This window comes from Amycolatopsis sp. WAC 04182 (genome assembly GCF_003947465.1).
Lineage (GTDB): Bacteria > Actinomycetota > Actinomycetes > Mycobacteriales > Pseudonocardiaceae > Amycolatopsis.
Map to the genome: position 1 here is coordinate 283,353 of NZ_QHJJ01000003.1, position 19,307 is coordinate 302,659.

General features: G+C 66.6%; 12 protein-coding genes. 5 read left to right on the top strand and 7 right to left on the bottom strand.

Annotated elements, in window-relative coordinates; all coding sequences use genetic code 11:
• Window positions 1-5: 5 nt before the first annotated feature.
• On the top strand, window positions 6-842 hold the full coding sequence (locus tag DMH01_RS15075) for a hypothetical protein (protein ID WP_125677214.1): 837 nt from the start codon (window positions 6-8) through the stop codon (window positions 840-842).
• On the opposite strand, the gene DMH01_RS15080 is transcribed toward DMH01_RS15075, so the two are convergent.
• The 5 genes from DMH01_RS15080 to DMH01_RS15100 form a co-directional block, all read right to left on the bottom strand.
• The gene (locus tag DMH01_RS15080) at window positions 837-1,286 is read right to left on the bottom strand and encodes an SUKH-3 domain-containing protein (protein WP_125677216.1); all 450 of its coding nucleotides are present in this window, start codon (window positions 1,284-1,286) and stop codon (window positions 837-839) included. The genes DMH01_RS15075 and DMH01_RS15080 overlap by 6 nt on opposite strands.
• Window positions 1,287-1,453: 167 nt before the next feature.
• Window positions 1,454-2,062 (bottom strand): SMI1/KNR4 family protein, encoded by a 609-nt coding sequence (locus DMH01_RS15085; RefSeq protein ID WP_125677218.1) that lies wholly within the window; start codon window positions 2,060-2,062, stop codon window positions 1,454-1,456.
• Window positions 2,063-2,160: 98 nt separating this feature from the next.
• A complete protein-coding gene (locus DMH01_RS15090; RefSeq protein ID WP_125677220.1) occupies window positions 2,161-3,504 on the bottom strand; it encodes a hypothetical protein in 1,344 nt (447 codons plus the stop codon).
• Between the two features lie 644 nt (window positions 3,505-4,148).
• Window positions 4,149-5,342 carry a hypothetical protein gene (locus DMH01_RS15095; protein WP_125677222.1) on the bottom strand — a complete coding sequence of 398 codons (1,194 nt, stop codon included), beginning with the start codon at window positions 5,340-5,342 and terminating at the stop codon, window positions 4,149-4,151.
• Window positions 5,343-6,187: 845 nt separating this feature from the next.
• Entirely contained in the window at window positions 6,188-6,763 is a 576-nt protein-coding gene (locus DMH01_RS15100; protein ID WP_199745499.1) for a hypothetical protein, read from the bottom strand.
• A gap of 1,112 nt (window positions 6,764-7,875) precedes the next feature.
• Between DMH01_RS15100 and DMH01_RS15110 the strand changes: the two genes are divergently transcribed.
• Complete coding sequence (locus DMH01_RS15110) at window positions 7,876-8,193, top strand: hypothetical protein (protein ID WP_125677224.1); 318 nt, start codon at window positions 7,876-7,878, stop codon at window positions 8,191-8,193.
• A gap of 290 nt (window positions 8,194-8,483) precedes the next feature.
• Here the strand turns inward: DMH01_RS15110 and DMH01_RS15115 are convergent, their stop codons facing one another.
• Both DMH01_RS15115 and DMH01_RS15120 read right to left on the bottom strand, forming a co-directional pair.
• Window positions 8,484-9,548, bottom strand: coding sequence for a DUF6348 family protein (locus tag DMH01_RS15115; protein WP_125677226.1), 1,065 nt, complete (start codon window positions 9,546-9,548; stop codon window positions 8,484-8,486).
• 172 nt (window positions 9,549-9,720) lie between these two features.
• Entirely contained in the window at window positions 9,721-12,768 is a 3,048-nt protein-coding gene (locus DMH01_RS15120; RefSeq protein ID WP_233621609.1) for an RICIN domain-containing protein, read from the bottom strand.
• A gap of 663 nt (window positions 12,769-13,431) precedes the next feature.
• Between DMH01_RS15120 and DMH01_RS43305 the strand changes: the two genes are divergently transcribed.
• The 3 genes from DMH01_RS43305 to DMH01_RS15135 all read left to right on the top strand — a co-directional run bounded on the left by DMH01_RS43305 (window position 13,432) and on the right by DMH01_RS15135 (window position 19,142).
• Window positions 13,432-14,091: a hypothetical protein gene (locus DMH01_RS43305; protein WP_233621526.1), complete on the top strand. Its 660-nt coding sequence runs from the start codon at window positions 13,432-13,434 to the stop codon at window positions 14,089-14,091.
• Window positions 14,092-14,243: 152 nt separating this feature from the next.
• Window positions 14,244-18,536, top strand: coding sequence for a DNA/RNA non-specific endonuclease (locus tag DMH01_RS15130; protein ID WP_233621527.1), 4,293 nt, complete (start codon window positions 14,244-14,246; stop codon window positions 18,534-18,536).
• Window positions 18,537-18,587: 51 nt separating this feature from the next.
• A complete protein-coding gene (locus DMH01_RS15135; RefSeq protein WP_125677232.1) occupies window positions 18,588-19,142 on the top strand; it encodes an SMI1/KNR4 family protein in 555 nt (184 codons plus the stop codon).
• Window positions 19,143-19,307 lie beyond the last annotated feature (165 nt).

Genomic DNA, 19,307 nt, shown 5'->3' on the forward strand with positions numbered 1-19,307 from the left:
AACCGATGCCGGATCTCACCGTCACTTCAGCGCAGAGCCCAGCCGCCGACACCAGCGACGACAGGATTTTCACCACCCACAGCGCGGTCATCGTGCTCGACGGCGCCAGCGCCTACGCACCCGTCCCGGTCAGCCCCTCCACCTACGCTGACAGCCTCGGCCGGCACCTGCGCGACCACCTCGCCCACGACACCGGCATCGACCTGGCCGACGCCCTCGCCGACGCGATCACCGCCACCACGATCCAGCTGGGCCTGACCGCCGGTAGATCCCCATCCAGTACGGTGACCATCTTGCGCCGCCGCGACGAGCACGTCGACGTGCTCATGCTCGGCGACAACCTCCTCGTCGCCCCCGGCCGCACGATCACCGATCCCCGGCTCGACCACCTCGACATTCCCGAACGCCACCTGTACAAGCAGCGCCTCGCCGACGGCACGGGATTCGACGACACCCACCGCGGACTGCTGATCACACTCCAGCGCCGGCAAGCGGCACGCCGCAACCGGCCGGGCGGCTACTGGATCGCCGAAACCGACCCGGCCGCGGCCTACCAGGCCATCCGCGCCACCATCCCCGCCGACCAGATCCCGTGGGCGATCGTGGCGACCGACGGCGCCTACACACCCATGAAACACCTGGGCATCACCGACTGGCCCACCATCAGCGCGATGACCACGGCAGACCTGCACGACGTCGTGACCCGCTGCCACACCTGGGAACACGACACCGATCCCGACGCCCGGACGCTGCCGCGCGCGAAACGCCACGACGACAAAACCCTTGCCGCAGTGCGTATCCAGCTACCGGCGGCAGCAACGGATATCCCGACACCGTCATGACGACTCCGAAATGACCTGCGGTGCGACACCGAGAATCGGTTTTTCCAGGGCGGCATCGCCGGTTCCGAAGCTCGCCACCCAGGTTTCAACGAGGACGATCTCAGCTGACTCCGCGATCCCCAGGAAGTAGCGACCGCGATCAAGTTCGCCGATCGGGAAGAGGTTCATGCCGAGATGGGCGCCCCAGTCGGCGAATCTATCCGTCTCGGACTCGACGTCTGCAGGGTTCAGCTCGAAGGGCTCCTGGGCTCGCGAGACGCCGCCGCCACTGAGATTCACCCGCAAGCCGCCGAACTCAGCGAGAAATCGGTCAGCGGCCTCATGCATGTGCACCAGTCCGTCAGCTTCCAAGGCATCCCGCCAAGCCGCGGAATCAACCTGCCGCCCAGGTTCCCAGCCGGACGATCGGAGAACGTGTTCAACCTCTGCCGAGAATCCGGTCATTCGCCCGTCCGCCACGTCACACCGAAGAACTTCACCCTATCCGGCTGGATCCCCGTCATCGACGTGGTCTGTCCGCGCGGATGCGGCGACAGCGGCACGGTGTCAGCCCGGCACCTGGATCGGCTCGTCCAGGGAACTGTCCTCTGAGGGACTCACGGAGCTAGGGGTTACGCCCAGGTCAGTGCTCCGTCGTCGCGGATGCCCGGAGCACCGGGACGGGCCTCGGCTGGTGTGGCGGAATGGTGTCTGTCGAGGCGGTCGGCGGTGTCGGTGAGCAGGGCGTCGAGGTTGGCCCAGGGGGTGCGGTGGGCGCCGGCTTGGGCCATCCAGTCCATCACCCGGCCGTGGTGGTTACCGGGGCGCAGGTCGAGGGCGAGGATGGCGCCGTCGACACCGCGGCAGATGGGGATCAGTGCGGTGCAGTATCCGAAGGTGGCGTCGCCGGCGGAGCGCAGGTGGTGCCCGCCGGGTCGGCAGCAGTCCTCGTCGGGATAGCGGCTGAGGCTGGCCCATTCCTCCCGGACACGTGCCACCGAGAGTGGCATGTGTACTTCGGGGAAGGTGAAAGCGGTGCGGTAGTCGCGCTGGTCGTCGACACCGTCCATCAGGCTCCACCAGTGCAGCAGGTCGCTGGGAAGTGCCTGCCCTACCGCTTTCTGGGTCGCGTGGATGTCCTCGGCGGGTGCTGGGGGACGGAGTGTGGCGGCGGTGACCGGCGTATGGATGTGCAGCCAGGCCGTGATCCGGTCCCAGGCCGCGTCGATGCCGCCGTTCACGTCCGCACGCTCCTCTGTGGTCGTCGGTGGGTGTGGTGGCCCGCTGGGAGGCGATCGTCCCGGCGGGCCACCACGGTTGTCGTCAGTCCCGGTACTGGCTAGGGATTGATCGGGATGAAGAACCGTTCCTGATCGTGCGGGTCAAGTTCCGGGTCTTTGCCCAGGTCCAGGATGCGGTCGTTCTCCTGCCAGCCGAACAGCCGCCGGCCTGCTTCCTGGTTCTGCTCGCTGTTGACCCACCGTACCGTGTAGTCCAGCACGTATTGTGCGCCTTCGTACTCGTGCCGCGCAGACCCCTCGTAGCTGGACGCGAACGCGTACTCGTCACAGTCGAAAGGCCCGCCGGTCGGTGGCTTCGGCGGCATCTTCACCGTGTCGCAGAAGTTCGTCGACACCCTGCGGTTGCGGACGGCGCGGGCTCTGGAATCCTCGCTGCGGGCGCTGGCCAGCCGGTGCAGCGTGTCCCCAGGTGCGGGCGAGCCGCCCAGTAGCCGTTTGCCTTGTTTCGTCGGCACGGTCGCGTCGGGGTTGGTGCGGGCCTCGTCGATGTGCACGGCGTGTCCGGCCACCGCCGGGTCGCTCTTGCCGTAGGACATGCCCGGCACCGCGCGGTCGAAGATGCTGCCCTGTTTGTCACGCAGGTAGAACGCGCTGTCGAACCGTAGCCCACCTTCGGGGCTGACCGACTTCAGGTCGATGTCGCGTTTCGGGGTGAACTCGTACTCGAACTTGAACACGCCCTGAGCCAGCTGTTCACCGAACTCCGCGCCGGGCTGGTACCCATCGGACAGCAGGTCGAGGTAGGAGTTCGGATCGAGGCGCCATTGCGGGATAGTCGCCTTGCGGGTCGAGAATTTACCCGGGTGGCACGCGCGATCGTTGGGGATCCCGAAATCGACCCGGTACTCGCCCGCGCATTGGATGGTCACCTGCATCGTGGCGTTGGGCTGAGTGAACGCGCCTTGGGTGTAGAGAATTGTGGTTTCCAGCCGGAAGTCGGCGAAGCGCTGCGTGGCGTTCTCCGGATGGGGCCCGATTTTGCCGTAGCCGACCACGACACTCGTCGCGCCGATCGCACCGATGACCTGGCAACCCCGCGGCCCGCATTTCAAGTCCACTGCCCAGACCAGATCGATCTGGCAGTACGAGAACCGGTTCTTGATCCACCCCGCGTCCTGGCCTGCGGTTCCGGCCTTGGCCAGGCAGTCCGCGTGGGTCATGTATTCATACGGATCCGCAGGCTTCCGCCCGCTGGGGAATCGGGAACTATCCACCACATACGGCGGATCTGCCGCCGCGATCCGTGGTTTCCCTTGCGGTGGTGCCTGTCCCGCCGCGGCGCTCGGCTGGATGCCGAGCGCGTCCAGGTTTCCGTCGCGCTCCAGCGTCTTCCGTACGATGTCCGGATTCTGCACCAGCGCTGGAGTGCGGATGATGTACATTTCCGATCGATATGTCACCGCCTCGTCTGCCTGTGCGGGCACTGAACCCACCAACAGTGCAACGACGGATGCTAACAGTAAAAAGGCATGTCTGAGACGTATCACAATTGTTGACCCTCCCCAGGTGTCACCAGTCGGCAGTCACGTCTGGGCTGCCGTAGTTCAAGACTGTCGAACCGTACGTGTGTTCGACGACCGCCGATCGAGTGACGATAGTTCCAGGTGTTTCGAATAGGTGGAGACCTAGACGTAGAGTGCGAACTTCCTGACGTCTGCGGGAAGGATTCCTGGTGCGGAATCCGGTTCAACGGCGTTTCCGGTTGAAAACTCCTGTCATGGTGTTGCCGTGCGTGAGCGGCGACGATTTACTTCAAGACTGCCCGACTGGGCAAGCAAGTCCTCAGTGTGTTACTGGTGATTTGACGCATTCCGCAAAGGGCTGGTCAGATATTGCGAATATGTGGTGGCGAAATTGTCGAGCTGCCGGTACGCGTCACGGAGGTATTCGTAGTCGTGGGCCGTGTCTGCTCCCGCTGTCAGTCAGTCCGTGAGCGAGGACGGTGGTGATCGCCAAGACTCTGCGGCTGCCGCTTCCTGTGCCCGCTAACCGACAGCTCGGCACGAGGTGGACGCCGCGATGCGGATCAGCTTGTCGGTGTCGGGGGTTCGGCGGATGCGCCGCTGTGTGGGGCGGCACTGATCTGATCGATGTTCGGGCGGTCGTGCAGGGCCCGTGCCGATGGTGTGGTCCCGGTGGCCTGTCGGTCCTGGCCGGTGAGATTGAGAGCGCGAAGGATGTCGTGTGGGGAGGTGAGCAGGTGTGGCTGATGGTCGAGAGTGAGTTGCTGGGCCGCGGTGAGCTGGTGCACGGCGACCACGTTGTCGGCCTTCACGATCAGCAGTGCGCCGATCCTCAGCACCGCGTCGGGAGTGGGCTGCAAGGCGGTCAGGACCGGTCCCAGGTTCTGCATCATCGTGGCGGTGATGGTCGCGTCCTGGCTCAGGACCAGGCGCGCGTCGAGCGCGTGTGCGGCGGATACCGCCGCGTCCCGCGCCGTCGGTGACGTGCTGCCCTTGACCCATAGGCGCCGAAACCACGATCCGAGGACGGGTTCGTCTTTGTCGATGATCTCGGCGCCCGCTCGCGCGAGCAGGTCCGTGACGGCCGTCTCGACCTGTTCATGGACACGTTCGTTCGTAAGGTAGATCGTCACCGGGAGATCGGTGCGGGGGACAGCATCGTCCGAAGCGACCTGCCGGGGCACTCTGATCCAGCCTCGGGATGTGTGCTCTTTCCCGTGGACGGTGACGGGACGGAACCCGGCGGGGTCGACGGCCTTGCTGCGGCGCACCACATCGTCGTACAGCCACTCGGAGAACACCAGGATCGGTGCATTTGAGACGGTCGCCCGCGTGACGCCTTCCAGGCGCGGAGCATCCAGTAACCGGAACGCCTCGGAGACCACCGCGCCGTGCACGCCGGCCTCATCGATGGCAACCTGCCCGCCGTGCAAGGCGATTGTCAGGTCGATGCGCTGCTCCGGTGGGTGCACGGCGTTGTACCGGGTCAGGGCGGCTGTTAGGGCTTCGGGTACCACGTTGACAAGAACGTCGGGGCGTGTTCCGGCGGGAAGAACGATGAGTGCCCCGTCGCCCCTGTCTTCGACGTAACTGTCCTCCCAGGGCAGGCCAGCGACGTCGAATGCCTGCCTCAGGACGTCGTAGAGGCCCTGGATGAGGGAAAGTCGATCCCTGCTGCTCCGGTAGCGCGCGGCGAAGTCCTCAAGGTCGGTGACGAGGACAAGGCGGTTTTCGGCCTCGGGGCGGCTGGTATGCATGGCGGCCTTCCTGGTGGTGCGCTTCGGGCACGTTGGTCGCTTCGTCGCCCCGGACATCGTCGCACCGTCGTCAGCCACCCTGCGACAGGTCCTGGTGTGCTGCCTAGGCCCCGATCCGCCGGTTCGCCCATCTTGCTACGGTCGCGGTGATCAACTTGCTCCCCCATGGATCTGAGAGGGTGGGCACGACGCCGCTCCTATTGCTCAACGGGCGATCCCCCGCTCCGGCACGACATTCCCGAGACAGAGCGCGATCTCTGGCGGGAAAGGAGGCTATCGGTGCCCTTCGCGACGGAAACAGCACCTGGTAGACCACCCGTAGTGGACTGCCTTTGTCGGCACGTTCGCCGCTGGGTCGGCGTGAGCGCTCATTACACGGACCGACCGTTGCAGGTTTCCAGAAGCCACGCATCCGGAAGGCCACGCCGGCGTCAGGAGGCTGAGCTGACATCGGCGTGGCGGGAATGTCGGCGTACCTGGCGGCGCTGTAGGAGGTCCGGCTGGCCGGCAATCCGGAGCCCCTGTGCGGCCGCCGAGGAGATCACGGTGGTCCTGGGAGAGCTGTTCGACGCGTTGCCTACCGCGAAGAAAGCCGCCGAGCGTGAGGCGCAGATCGTGGACACGAGCCGGTGGGTGCTCGGGCTCGGCGAAGCCTAGAAAGACTTTGTCCTGGCCGCTCGGTGCGATGTCGGCTTCGCCGGGAAACTTCGCACATACTGGTGGGAGTTCTGGCGTCGGCGCTCGGAAGAGGAGCGGCCGGGTGGCTGGCTGGGCAAGACCGCCACTCTGGTGATCGGGACACCGATGACGAGCAGTGGCTGATCCGGTGCGTGCGATGGCCGGGTTCAGGACACGTCATGCCGCGCGGTGTGTTGCCTGGACGCTGTGGTGCCGTCCGGTGTGGACCAGAGTGGGGCAGTGGGCGGGTGTGCTGCGAGTTGCGCGGAGCACGCGTGGCGGACTTCTGCACGGAGTTGTGGGATGCTCCGGCCCCAGCCTGCTCCCCATTCGTCGACGAGATAGTAGAGCTGGCCGAGTGGAAGGTCGATGACGCTGCCGCGGTAACCGGTTTGGGCGAGGATGTGGTCCACCTTGCCGACGATCCATTCCTCGCGGACCGGGCCGTCGGTGTGCAGGCGGGCGAGGTGGGTGAACGCGGTGTTCGCTGCGGCTGTGTCCGAATCAGGGATGGAGGTGTGGCAGTCGGCGAGTGCGTCGCGCAGGACGTCGTGCACTTCGCCGGTATCGGTGCCGCTCAGCCCGGCGAGTGTCCGCAAGGCTTGCCCGTCGTGGCCGTCGATGAGCCAGTGGGCTGCCCAGAGGGGAATCCGCTCGGTGGGCGTCAAGCTCAGTGTTGTCCAGGCGGCGACCAGTTCTGGGGTGGGGATGTCGCCGGGATTCAGGGCTGGCCACTCGTGCATGGATGCGATCGTGTCTCAGCTTCACCGGCCCGGCATCTGAATTTTCCGTCAGGATGAGTTCGAGTCGCGATGACAGGAGTGGGATGGAACAGCCTGCGGCGTAGACGAGCGCGGCGCCGCGGAAGATCAGGCTGATCATGAGCCCAGCGGTGTCGCTGATGTACTCGGCTTCGTCGCGGTCGGTGTCGCGGGCAAGCAGGCGTTCGGGCTTGACGAGAGCGCTCCAGATCGCGCCGGAGAGGAGGCCGCCGAAGCCGCCGGCGACGTCGCGCAGGTCGGTCCGGGACCAGTCGCCGCGGCGGTCGATGACCGACCTTCTATACAGCCGTAGCGGCGGGTGCGGGACGCGGCGGCCGTCGTCGGTGTAGACGGTGGCGGTGAACAGTGTCCGCCATCGGTCGCGGCCGAGTGTGAGGTAGGGGGCGTTCAGCGTTGGATCGGGCGAGCCCGATCCAACGCTGAGGTAGTGATCGATGATGAGCCGGTGCCGGTGCAGGGCGTCGAGCAGGATCGGCACGTCGTCGCTGGCTGTTGTGCCCCGCCCGGCTCGTCGCACCGGCGGGCGCGCCCTGGACGACCAGCGGTCCGCCCGAGGCGCCATAGCAGGCAGTCTGGTAATTACGAGGAACCGACAGTTTCGGTCAGCAGGGGCGCTACCGAGTTCGCGAAGGTGGGGCGCCACGTGCGGCACCACCGGCGTGGTCTGGGGCCGTCGCCCTTGGGCGATTCCGACCCCTCCCGCTTGGACGTACGCCGCGTCGGGCGTGCACACCTCAGTCATAAGGACCGCTTGCGGCAAGATGGCTCACGTGACCGTTTCAAGCGATGTACGAGCACGAACGTCCAGCGAGCTCCTATACCTGTCGGTGGATCTGGGTGCAAGTCCGGATCTTGAGGAATTTTCACGGAACGCGCAAGGATTAGCTTCGCTCGGACGCTTCGCTCTCGGCATGAACTTGGCCGGACAGCCATCCTGGCCTAACTTTTCCGTTGTACGTGTCTCACTCGCGAGCCCGTGGGTCACCGTCCTTGGAGATCTGGCTAAAGCGTCAAGTCCGATTGGGTACAGCGTGGCCGCTCTGTATGGACTGCATCGCCTACTCAATGTCGTAATGACTTGGCAGCAGCACAAGCTGGACATGACCGAGCGCGAGATGCGTCTCGTGGCACTGTCGCAACAGTTGGAGGCCGAGGGGCTCATACAACTGGAAGAAGCGAAGGCTAGGGCTCAAGACTCAGCGTCCTCGGACGCAATGGATGAAGGTGAGCTTGAGCGACGCTTGGAGTTGGCGCAGCAGCGCCTCAAGCGTTCATCTCGAACAGGGGCACCACTGCTTGTTGCTCACAGCGCAGACGAGCTAGGCAATATCGAAGCTGCTGAGATGATCTCACCTGATGATCCTCGTGGGGCGCCGCCACGAGCCGAGTGATTCGTTCGTTCGCTCCGCCTCTCCTGCGCAAACCCTGATACGCGGAGTTTTCCGAGTAGCCTCGCCGTCGGACGGAGCTTTAGGGGGCCGCGTGGCGTGGGTAAAGAGGTCGCCGTTGGGATGCGGACGGCGAGCGCCAAGATCAAGGGCGTGCCAGCGGAGTCCAACGCGCGCAGGGAACCAGCCACGTGCCTCTCTACCGAGGACGTGAGTGCGATCCGGCGAGTGCTGGAGTCCGTGGCCAAGGCCTCGTTCCCGCCAGCATGCTCGCGATCAGTCTGTCCGGCAGGCTAGGCGTCGACGGGCACAAGTAGTCCGAACACCCGCGTCGCGACCCGTCCGTCGGCGAGCAGCGCCGGCTGTTCCGCCACCACCGCCTCACCACCGGACCACGGGCGGCTGTCCAAGAGAACTTCGTTGTTCAGCAGCGCGCCGTCGTTGTGCGCGACGAACAACCGGAGCCCGTGCACCTTCCGGCTGAGCTTTTCCGCGCGCAACGCTTCCAGCAGCCGGTCGAGCAGCGGTTCGACGGAAGGCACGTTCTCGGCGAACAGGGTGATCTGCGCGCCGAGTACCAGCTCGAACGCCCCGTCCGGATGGTCGTACTGTTCGCGCTGGACCTGATCGGCCGCGGCGCCGGGTAGCAGCAATCCGTCGATGAGGGGATGCAACGCTCCGCGGCTGAACATGTCCACCGCGCGGCCGATCGCCTCGCGCCACGTGGTGCCGTGCCCCGCGAAGCTCTCGACAAGCCACGGCTCGGCCAGCGCTGGATGCGACACGGCGAAGTCGACCTGGGCCATCACCACGCCTTCGGGGGCGGGGTGCACGACGAGTTTCGTATCCGCACGAGTGTCGTCATCCAGCGGGATGCCGTGCTCGCGAAGAAGAGCTTCGTACATCGATTGCGGTGAAGGCACACCGCCGTCGCCCCCGACGGCCGGTTCGAGGTCCTTGAACAGCACAGGTTCGGCGAGTTCCAGGTCCGCGAGCTGCGATCCGGCGTTCAGCGCCTCGTTGATCACGGCGAACGTGCTGCTGCGGAACGCGATCCGTTCGAATTCCGCGCGGCTCGCGTACTGGGCGCGATCGAACGCCGCTACGAAGACCGGCTCCTGTGCGAGGAAGACCTGCCCGCGGGAGTCGCGCACGGCATCCGGATACGTGACGTCCGGCAGCAACCGCCGGACGTAGGCCATCGGCAGGAAAACCAGCAGCCGCTCGGCCAGCCACGGCTCGACTCCCGCGCCGGTCAGCCGTTCCCAGAACAGGTCGTCGCTCGGCGGTTCTTCGCCCGCGCAGAACGCGGCGATCCCAACTTCAAGCGCGCCATCGAGCCCCCATGATGCGATCACCGCGGAAGTCTAGAGGAACAGCAACGGCCGTCACACGGAACCCGTACCGGCTGGAGCAGCATCGTGACGTGTCTGATCAGCGCCATCCGGGGACGTGGCTTGACTGCCGCTCGGCATCGGCACGGGAGGCGGGTGCTGGCTCCACAGTCGTGGAGCCAGCACCCTAGTGGGGTTACGGGGTGGTGTTGATCTGGATGCTGGTCCAGCGTTGGTTGGGGTTGCCGAGGTCGGCCCACTGGCCTACAGGTGTCGCGTTGGCGGTGCCGTTACCGAGGGCCTCGACGACTTTGGCGGAGTAGACGCTGCGGAGGGCGAGTGTGCCGTTGGCGGCGGTGGTGAATTCCCATTGCTGGTTGACGCCGTTGTGGCAGGTGTATTGCGTGATCGAGGTTCCGTTGTTGTAGTTGGGGGCAAGGTCGAGGCATTTGCCGGAGTTCTGGTTCTTGAGGTTGTACTTGTTGTCGCCGAGCGGGATGAGTTTCCAGACCTGTTTGGCGCCGGCGACGCAGTCCCAGAGTTCGGTGCCGGCGCTGTCGCGCAGTGCGTCCTGGCCGACGCCGGCGACCTGGATGCACCGTCCGCCGTTGGCGTTCTTCAGCTCGACCGAACCGGGTGTCATGGTGACGGTCTTGTAGTCGATGGTGCTGCCGCTCTCGTTGCTCCAGTCGATCCGTCCGTTCTGGAAGACGTTGCGGCGGCCCTTGGGCAGGGGGAGTTCGTCGGTGGTGGGGTAGCCGAGGTAGGACTTTTCGGCTCCTAGGGCGTTCCAACGGGCGCGGATGTTGCCGTAGATGGCGTGGGCGCCGGTGGCGGGATGCCAGTAGATCGCGGTGCCGTTGCTGAAGTTGACATACTCGCCAACCCCGTCGGAGGTGGTGAGCACTTCGGAGGTGGGCAGACCGAGGATGCCGGATTCGTAGCCGAGTTCGGCGTACTTCTTGTAGATCTCGCCGTGGACGGCCAAGACGCCGTTGGCCTGGGTGCGGTAGAGCGCGCCGGTGGAGAAGCGCTGGCGCTGGACGCTCGGGACGCCCGCGCCGGCGAGCGTTGCCTGGCGTTCGTTCTCAAGGGGGTGTCCCAGGAGCCCCGTTTCGTAGCCGAGAGCTTTGTGACGGGTGTGGAAGTCGCCGGTGACAGTAAGACCGCCGATGTTGGGCATCCAGTAGACCGATCCGCCGGTGAACCGGTTGTAGTAGCCGGTGCCGCTACCGAAGCCGGTCTCGTCGGTGGTGGGGTAGCCCAACGGTCCGGTCAGGCCACCGGTTTGACTCCAGGTGACGCCGATCCCCCCGTGCACCTCGTGGGCGCCGCTGGCCGGGCTCCAGAGGATGTAGAGGGTGTCCTCGCCGCCTAGGGCATAGAGGAACTCGAGCTCCTGGCCCTGGCCGTCTTTGGTCGTGGTCTGGGAGGTCATGATGCCGGGGATGGCGTTGGGGCCGCCCATGGCGAGGAGTTTGTCGAGTATCGGCCCGTTGTAGACGGCGCTGATGCCGTAGGACTCGTAAACGCCGCTGCCACTGCGGGTGCGGTAGAGGCGGCCTTTCTCGTAGGGGCGATAGCCGAGGTGGTTGGCGTCGAGGACGGGGTCGCCGACGGGCTTGCCAAGCTTGTCCCGAAGTTCGGGCCAATCGGAGAGCGCCACGTCGAAGGGGGTGGGGGGCAGCGGCGTGTCGATGTCTATGTAGTCGTCCCGCGAGCCGTCTACGTGCAGGGAGTGGTTCGGTGCCGCTTTGGACTTGAAAACAGGTCTCGTGGGGTCCAGGCACCAGGTCGCTGCGGTTTTGAACTCGGGTGTGCCGTCGGTGGGGGACACGGTGAGGTGGTCAGAAGACGGGCGGGAGGTGTCGCTGTTCCAACGGATGTAGTTGTTGGGATGGGTGACCGACTGGATCGAGAAACACGTGGGGTCGCTGAGCCCGGGTTCGATCTTCCAGACCACTTCCGGGTGGTTGCCCTGCTGCCAGTGAGTGAGGGTTACCCGGCCGCCGCCGCTGTCGGTCAGGTACATGTCACCGTTCAGCCAGGTCAGCGTGCGCAGGGACTGGGTCAGGTGCTGAGACTGGCCCTCGCGGAGGAACCGTTCTCTATCGATCGGTGAGCCTGCCAGGGCGGTGTCGGCGGCGGTGACGAGTGCGGGATGGACTCGGCTTTTGGCGGCGCGGGTGCGGATCTCGGTGATCTGGCGGACGTATTCTTCGTCGCGTTTGCGGAGTGCGTTGTCGATGTCGCGCAGGTGGGCGTCTTTGGCGCCGTGGTCGATGAAGGCTTTCCAGTCGGCGGGGTTGCGGCTGCGGACGGCGGCTTCGGCGGCTCCGTGCACCTCGGTGTCGCGTGGTGCGCGGCTCCAGATCTCGATGACGAAGTCCTGGTCGCTGAGGTTGACCAGGGCGGTGTCGCCGCGGATACCGAGGGCGTGCCAGGCGGCGTTGGCCTTGGCCTCCCGGGCGAGCTCGGCCGCTTTCTCCGCTTCGGTCTTGGCCGCGTCTTCCCGGATCAGCCGGTCGACGTCCTTGCTGTGCTCGTCGAAGATCCCGACGGTGAGGAAGGTCCACTGTGCTTCGGCTGTGCCGCGGAGGGCGGCTCGGGCTGCTTCCTTGACCGCGGTGTCCTTGTGGTTGTCGGCGTTGAGGTCGAGGTAGACGATGAACTCATAGACCGACTTCGCCAGGGCGGTGTTGTCGGCCGGGATGCCGAGCAGGGCGGCGGCTTTGGCTTTGGCGGTGCGTTCCTCTTCCTGCCGGGCGCGGCGTTCGGCCACGATGGCCTGATCCTGGACGTTGGCCGCGGCCATGCCGGTCTTGATGAACGTGGTGCAGGCGTCGTCGCTCTCGCCGAGCGCGGCGATGGCGGCGTCCTTGACCTTCTGGTGTTCTGGCTCGAGTGGCTTCTGTTTGTCTAGGTCGTCGGCGGCGTAGTACATGGCGGCGGTGAAGTTGCGGTCGGTGAGGATTAGCAGTTCCGGGCCGGCGACGATGCCGAGGATGGCCGCGGTCTTGGCTTTCTCTGCTTCCGTCGACTGAGCCAACGTGGCCCGCTGAGCCGCGGCCGCCGTCGCGAGCCGGTCCGGGTTCGCCGCTGCTGGTGCCGCGGCGAGCAGGCTGACCGCCATAACGGCTGCGGTGAGGACCGCGGTCGTCTTTCCCGTGCGTTGTCTGGGCGGGCGGGATACCGCCGCCGGTCTGGCCGAATGTCTCACGAGAATTCCCCCTCTTGATGGCACGATGAGCAATCAAATGGCGTATTACCGCTCAACGGGAACCGCATTTTCTGGATGCCGGTTCGCGAACGCGAGCCTGTGAGAACTAGCGCCCGTGGCTAAATGTGGTCAACAGTCCGGGGTAACCGAAACGCAGACGTGATCAACGCCTATGAATTAGAGTGATGGACATCACGTTTGGCGGGTTGGATGTCTCGGCGGTGTGCCATAGTTTCCCGGCTGCGTGATCACGTAGCTACTGGGGGGAGTGGGTTTGTGGGGAAGATTTCTGCCGTGTGCAGGGCGCTCACGCTCGGGTTGATAGTCACGCTTTCCTTTGCTGGCACGGCTTCTGCCGCAGGCGGCCGCGAGGAGCAGGTGCGGGTCGCGGGGATCGAGCAGTCGCGGTGGTATCCGATGGTGCGCCAGATTGCTCTCTATCACGGGGAAATAGTGGTTCGAGCCTCGGCGTGGCAGGCGATATGGTCGGACGAAGGGGAAACCGCGCTCCAGCGATTCGTAATATCCGGATTCCGTGAGGCGCGGGAGCGTGCTCAGCAGAATTCCGCGCGCAATCGAGATTTTGTGCAGCGAGTATTAGCGACGTATACGGCCACGTACTCCCCGAGGGTTCACGCCGCCGCGAAACAGGCTTCCCAAGGTAGCGACGCTGACCGGGATCGTTTCGTGCGGACTGGTTTCGCCGAAGCGAAAGCGCTCGACACTGCCGCCCGGGAGTCCGACGAGCAGCATCGGCAGGTGATCGCTCAAGAGGAGCGGGACTTCGTCCGCCTGCTGAGTGTCTCCGATCCTGGTGAGCAGGTCCGGCTGGCCGCACAGCATGCTCTGCGCCCGGGAAGCACGGACACCGATGTGCGGGAGTTCTTCGCCACAGGGTGGATGGCCGCGGCCGCGCTGGATGTGGAGATCTTCCGGCTCCGCACGCAGGACGCGGGGATCCAGTATCACGCGGTGATCCCGCGGCTGGTGGCTGACGCCGAGGCGGCCGAGCTCGAGGCCCGCAACGCGGGAGAGGCCGCGGCGGAGCAGGCCCGTCTGGTCGCCGCCCGGGCCTGGGCAACCACGCGGGACAAGGCCGAGGAAGCACGGCAGGCGTGGGAGGCCGAACGGCAGCTCTGCCTGGAGCAGGCCCGGTACTGGCAGACGGTGAAAGACCGCGCGGCCGCGGAAACCGACCCGGTCTGGGCGGCGATCGTGACGGGCGCGGAGAAACAGCGCGGCGGCTGGACGACGGAAACGACGTTCGCCGGCGACGAGGCCGGACGGTGGGCAGGAGCCCGCGATCAGGCTCAGCAGGGCTATGACCGGATGACCACCCGCCCCTGACCCGGCAGGTGCGTTCCGCCTGGCCGACCCGACCGTGAGCCAGGTGTTCTGACACAGATCGTTCTTCGAGGGTGGGGTGTGTTGTGCGAATGCCGAGACGGATGCGCCGCGCGAGACAAGGGATCCTGGCCAGCCGGTGGTGCCGGCGAACCGTGGTGGTGACACTGGCCGCCGCCCTGGTGGCCGGGGGAGCAGGACCGGGCAGCTCGGTCGCCGCCCTCTCCGCGCCAGGGGCAGCGCAGGGCCAGTGGCAGCCGCCCGCCGGTCCCGCCGCGGCCAGCGAGCCAACGCCGCCGCCGTCCGGGCCGGAAGGTGATCCGGAACTGGAAGCGCTACTGCGGCAGCTGCAGCTGGACTTGCTGGCCGACATCGCCGCGTTCGACGAGGACGAGGAAGTCCGCGCTGCCGCCCGGGACACCCTGCGCAAGACCGAAGCCGGCGACGCGACCGCGATTCCCGCGTTCTTCGACCACGGCCAGCAGGACGCCAAGGCGGCGGCGAGGAAACGCAAAGCCGACGCCGACGCCAACAACCGTGCCGTGATCGAACCACTCGCCGGCACCGGCGGCCCCGTGTTCAACGCCGCCGTGGCCCGCGCTCTGGCCGGCAACGCCTACGACCGGGCCGACTTCCTGGCCTTCGGCCGCGACATCGCCGCCGAACAGGACCGCCGCGAGGGCGCCTATGACACGGAACTGAAGAACCGGCGGCGGATGCACGTCCAGGTCGCCGCTGACCGCGGAACTCCCGAGGTGTCCGCGGCGGCAAAGGCAGCGCTCGCCGCGGGGGACGCCGCGATCGCGGAGTTCCTCAAGACGGGATACCTGGCCGCGGCACGGCGTGATGCCGACGCGCGGGAGTTGTATCTGGCCGAGCTGGAACAGAAACGCAAGGACGCGGTCGCGGCATCGGATCTGGCTCAGCGGACCGCGCGGGCGATGCGTGCCCGGACCAACCTGCTCGGCGCGCACGCCGACGGGGTCAAAGCCCTCGAGCGCACCGCGAACGACATGACCTCCGCGGCGAACATCTCCCGCGAGACCGCCCGATTGCTCGCCTCGGATCAGGCCGGGCACACCTACCACCCGGAGCTGTATCAGCGCGCGAAAGACGACGTCGCCCGCGAGGTCGGCCGCGCCGTCACCGACGCCCGGGCCGCGCAATCCGCGGCCGCGGGTGCGAAGACCCAGGTCGACATCCTGCTACAGAACGGGATGCCGCACGGCGCGCAGTGGGCGAAGGTCGTGGAAGGCATGGCCGCCGCGGCGGATGCGGCGAAACGCGCCGCCGAGACCGCCGCCCACGCCATCGACGCGATCTCCGCCGACGCGGCGGCCACCGACGCCGCCGAGAAGGCCAGGGCGCACGAGGAGAACGCTCGGCAGTGGCGGCTCAACGCCGAATCCCACGCCGCCGCGGCCGCCCAGCTCGCACAGGCAGCCAAAGAGCAGGCCACCGCGGCCGCCGAGGCCGCCGAACAGGCCCGCCAGGCCCGGGTCGACGCCGAAACCGCACTCCGCAACGCCCGCGTTCACGCCGCGAACGTCAAACAAGCCCGTGTGGACGCCGAACGCGAACGCGACGTCGCCGCCGCGAAACGACACGAGGCCGAGCACTGGCGCCAGCAGGCCGCCGCGAAACGACAGGAAGCCGAAGCCAAGCAGCGCGAAGCCGCGCAGCACCGCGACGCCGCCCAGCGCGACGCGGCCATCGCCCACCAGAAACGCCTGGACGCCGAAGCCCAGCAGAGGATCGCGGCGGGGAAACGCGGCGACGCCCAAGCCCAGGAACAGATCGCCGCCGACGCCGCCCGTGACGCCCGCGCCCAGGAAAAGATCGCCCAGGACGCCAACACCAGCGCCCGTAACGAGGAAGCCAACGCGTTCCGGGCACGGGACGAGGCCGCGGCGATCGCACAGTCCGCGGACACCGCGGACAAGAAGGCTGTCGCCCTAGAAGGCCTGGCCCAGCGGATGCAGCAATCCACCGAAGTCGTGCAGGCGGACAAAGACAAGGCGTGGGCAGCGGCCCACGCAGCTCGTGCTGATGCCAACAGGGCCAAGGATGCCGCACTGATCGCCCGTGGTCACGCGAACGACGCTCAAGCAGCCGCGGGCCGGGCGCGCGGCGCCGCGATCGAAGCGGACGCGGCCGCCGGACGGGCCCGCGCCCACGCCGACGCTGCCCAAGCTGCTGCCGCGCAAGCCCGCGCCGCCGCCCGCGAAGCCGAGGTCGCTGCCGAGAAGGCACGTACCGCCGCGAATGAGGCCCAGGCCGCCGCGGCCCGCGCGAACGAGGCCGCTTCCCGCGCCGAGCGGGAGGCCGCCGCGGTCCACGCCGAAGCACTGCGCGCCCGCGCCTTTGCCGAAGAGGCCACCGCTGCTGAGGCCCGGGCCGCGGAGAACGCGCGCAACGCGGCCAACCTCGCGCAGCAGGCAGCCGTCGAAGCAGCGATCACCTTGGACGCTGCCCACCGCACCCGGGATGAGGCCAACGCCGCCGGTGTCGAGGCAGCCACCGCGGCCATGCAGGCCGGGATCGCCGCCCGGGCGGCGACCGCGTCGGTGCAGTCGGCTTCCGGGATCGCCGCTCCGGCGGACCAGGCCATCGCGATCGTGAGCCCCTTCACCGGCGCGGACATCGACGCCGACTTCATCATCATGGTCGCCAACCGCGCCAAAGACGTCGGGGACACCCAAGTCAAGATCGCCCAGGCCGCCGCCGTGGACGCCGCCGCCCAAGCCCAGCGGGCAGCCGACGCCGCACGCAACGCCGCCGCCGACGTCGCCCCCGCCTACCAGGCAGCAGCCCAGGCAGCCAGCTCCGCCGCCGCTGCTGCACGCTCCGCCGCGGCGGCACAGCAGTCAGCGGCCGACGCCGCCATCCACGGCGCGGCCGCCCGCAAGGCCGCGGCGGACGCCGCGGTCGTCGACGCCGGCGCCCAAGCCGACGCCCAAGCCGCCCGCGCGGCGGCGAACCAGGCAGCCGCCGACGCCGCCCTCGCCGGACGTCTCGCCGACCAAGCCGAAGCCGACGCCCGCGCCGCCCGCGCGGCCGCCGACTCCGCCACCCGCGCGGCGAACGAGGCGAGCGCTGCGGCCACCCGCGCGGAAAAGGACGCCGCAGCCGCTCACCAAGCCGCCGCACAGGCTCAGGCCGACGCTGACGCGGCCCGTGCCTCTGCGGACCGGGCCGCGGAACACGCCCGAAACGCCGACGAGGCAGCCACCAACGCCGAGAACTACGCCAAAGACACCGAAGCCCGCGCCGGAAACGTGGCCGCCATCTCCAACGACATCCAGAAGCAACTCGCCGAGTTGCAGGAACAACTGAGACTGGAGAACGAACGACGGCAACGGGAGGAGGTCGAACAGGCGCTCGGTGATGACACGGACATCCCCGAGCTGACCGCGGAGGACATCGAGCTCCTGCGCGCCGAGCAGGGACAAGCCGGCGTCGACGAGTACAACCGCGCCCGCGCCGACGCGAATAAACCGCTGCTGGACTTCATCGCCGCTGAGGGCGGGCAGATCATCCTCGACATCATCGGCTACAACGACGCCAAACGCTGCTTCACCGAAGGCGACTTCATCTCCTGCGTCATGACCGTCATCAACGCCCTGCCCATCCTCAAGATCGCCTCCGTGCTCAGCAAGATCCCCGACGCCGTCTCCGCCGTCGTCCGCATCGTCAAAGGCATCCGCACCTTCAAAGACCTCAAAGTCGCCGGCCGGCGGATCGTCAACAACCTGCGCGACGTCATCCGCCAGCTCCGCAACTGCCGCGGAGTAACCAGCCTCACCACCGCCGCACCCGCCCACACGCAAGGCACCTGCAATGTCCTCGACCGGGAGAAACGCATCAAGGCGGAGATGGACGAGCACAACAAGCAGCCGCAAGTCGCCCCGAGCCCCGGACGCCGCTTGACGCACGTCGCCAGCAAGACCGACCTGGATGAGTGCTTCCAGGGACGGATGCAGGCCAACGTGCCACAGAACTTCCCCATGGAACCCTTCACCTGGATGGGAACCCCCGCCCAGCGAGCCACCGGCGGCATCGTCTGCGCGACCCGTACGACCGTCGAGAAGGGCGACCGTGCCACACCTGCCGGTCATCCCCTCGACGGCAAACTGAACGGCGTGCCAGTGCATAGGGGACACCTGGTCGCGGCGCGACTGCATGGCTCCAACCTGGTGGACAACATCGTCACCCAGTACCAAATCGTGAACCAGTCAGATGTCAAGATCATCGAGAACGCGGTCGCCCGAGTCCTTGACCGCAATCCTGGCGTGTCCGTCCTCTATAGGGTATGGGTCCAGTACCCTGCCCCAACGGCCGCCATGCCGCAATGGATCTTCATCGACGCGGTAGGATCCAACGGGTTTACCTGCGCTGCGGAGATCCATAACATTCCCAACGGAAACGCCACCAAGATCCGATGCTGATACCGCACTCAGACCGCCCCTAGCGTTTCCTTGCCCCTTCTGGAGAGAGTCGTGACCCACGCTCAAACACCCTCGCTTGTCGACAAAATCGCGGACCTTCTCGACTGGCGACGCGAGTTTGCTCCACAGAAACAATGGGCCGAAGTGGAAAGCGAACTCGGTACAGCGCTACCTGTCGACTACAAAGAACTCTTGACTCGCTTTCCTGGTGGCGTATTTCGCAGGATCACTATTTACAGCCCAGTCGCCAATGAACAGGCGTGGACTGAGTACAAATACAACCTTGATCAGCTTCTGTGGATCCTGGGCGACGAGGATCTTGAGTATCTCGACAAGGTCAATTATCGCCTCTTTCCTGAACCGGGCGGACTTCTCCCCTGGGGTGGTGACGGTCAAGGTGGAACCTTCTGCTGGATCACCGAATCGGCCGATCCTGACACCTGGAAGATCGCCTACTACTCGCAAGGGGCGGACGAGTGGAGTGAACATCCGGGTCCTGTTACAAAGCTTCTCTATGAAATCCTGACAAATAAGGGCGAGGACAACATCCTCGGCTGGGACTTTCGGAGGCTTCCCTTGGAATACGTTCCATCGCCACTGCTGTAAGTGTGGGCAGGTTGAAATCCAGTCATCGAGAGAAGGCAGATGATTGCACTGAGGTCGTCGGAGAGCGAGGCAAGACCGCGCGTCGTCTTGCTGGCGTGTCCAGAGGCACCTTCTCGATCTCGGGCAGCGTGGTTGCCGAGCGCAGAATGTTTCCCCAGCGTGTGC

What these genes read in the sequence shown, in the direction of transcription:
- DMH01_RS15095 (WP_125677222.1), bottom strand. Translation starts at nt 5,342, where the DNA reads ATGCATACCAGCCGCCCCGAGGCCGAAAACCGCCTTGTCCTCGTCACC.
- DMH01_RS15100 (WP_199745499.1), bottom strand. Translation starts at nt 6,763, where the DNA reads ATGCACGAGTGGCCAGCCCTGAATCCCGGCGACATCCCCACCCCAGAA.
- DMH01_RS15080 (WP_125677216.1), bottom strand. Translation starts at nt 1,286, where the DNA reads ATGACCGGATTCTCGGCAGAGGTTGAACACGTTCTCCGATCGTCCGGC.
- DMH01_RS15110 (WP_125677224.1), top strand. Translation starts at nt 7,876, where the DNA reads ATGACTTGGCAGCAGCACAAGCTGGACATGACCGAGCGCGAGATGCGT.
- DMH01_RS15090 (WP_125677220.1), bottom strand. Translation starts at nt 3,504, where the DNA reads ATGTACATCATCCGCACTCCAGCGCTGGTGCAGAATCCGGACATCGTA.
- DMH01_RS15075 (WP_125677214.1), top strand. Translation starts at nt 6, where the DNA reads ATGCCGGATCTCACCGTCACTTCAGCGCAGAGCCCAGCCGCCGACACC.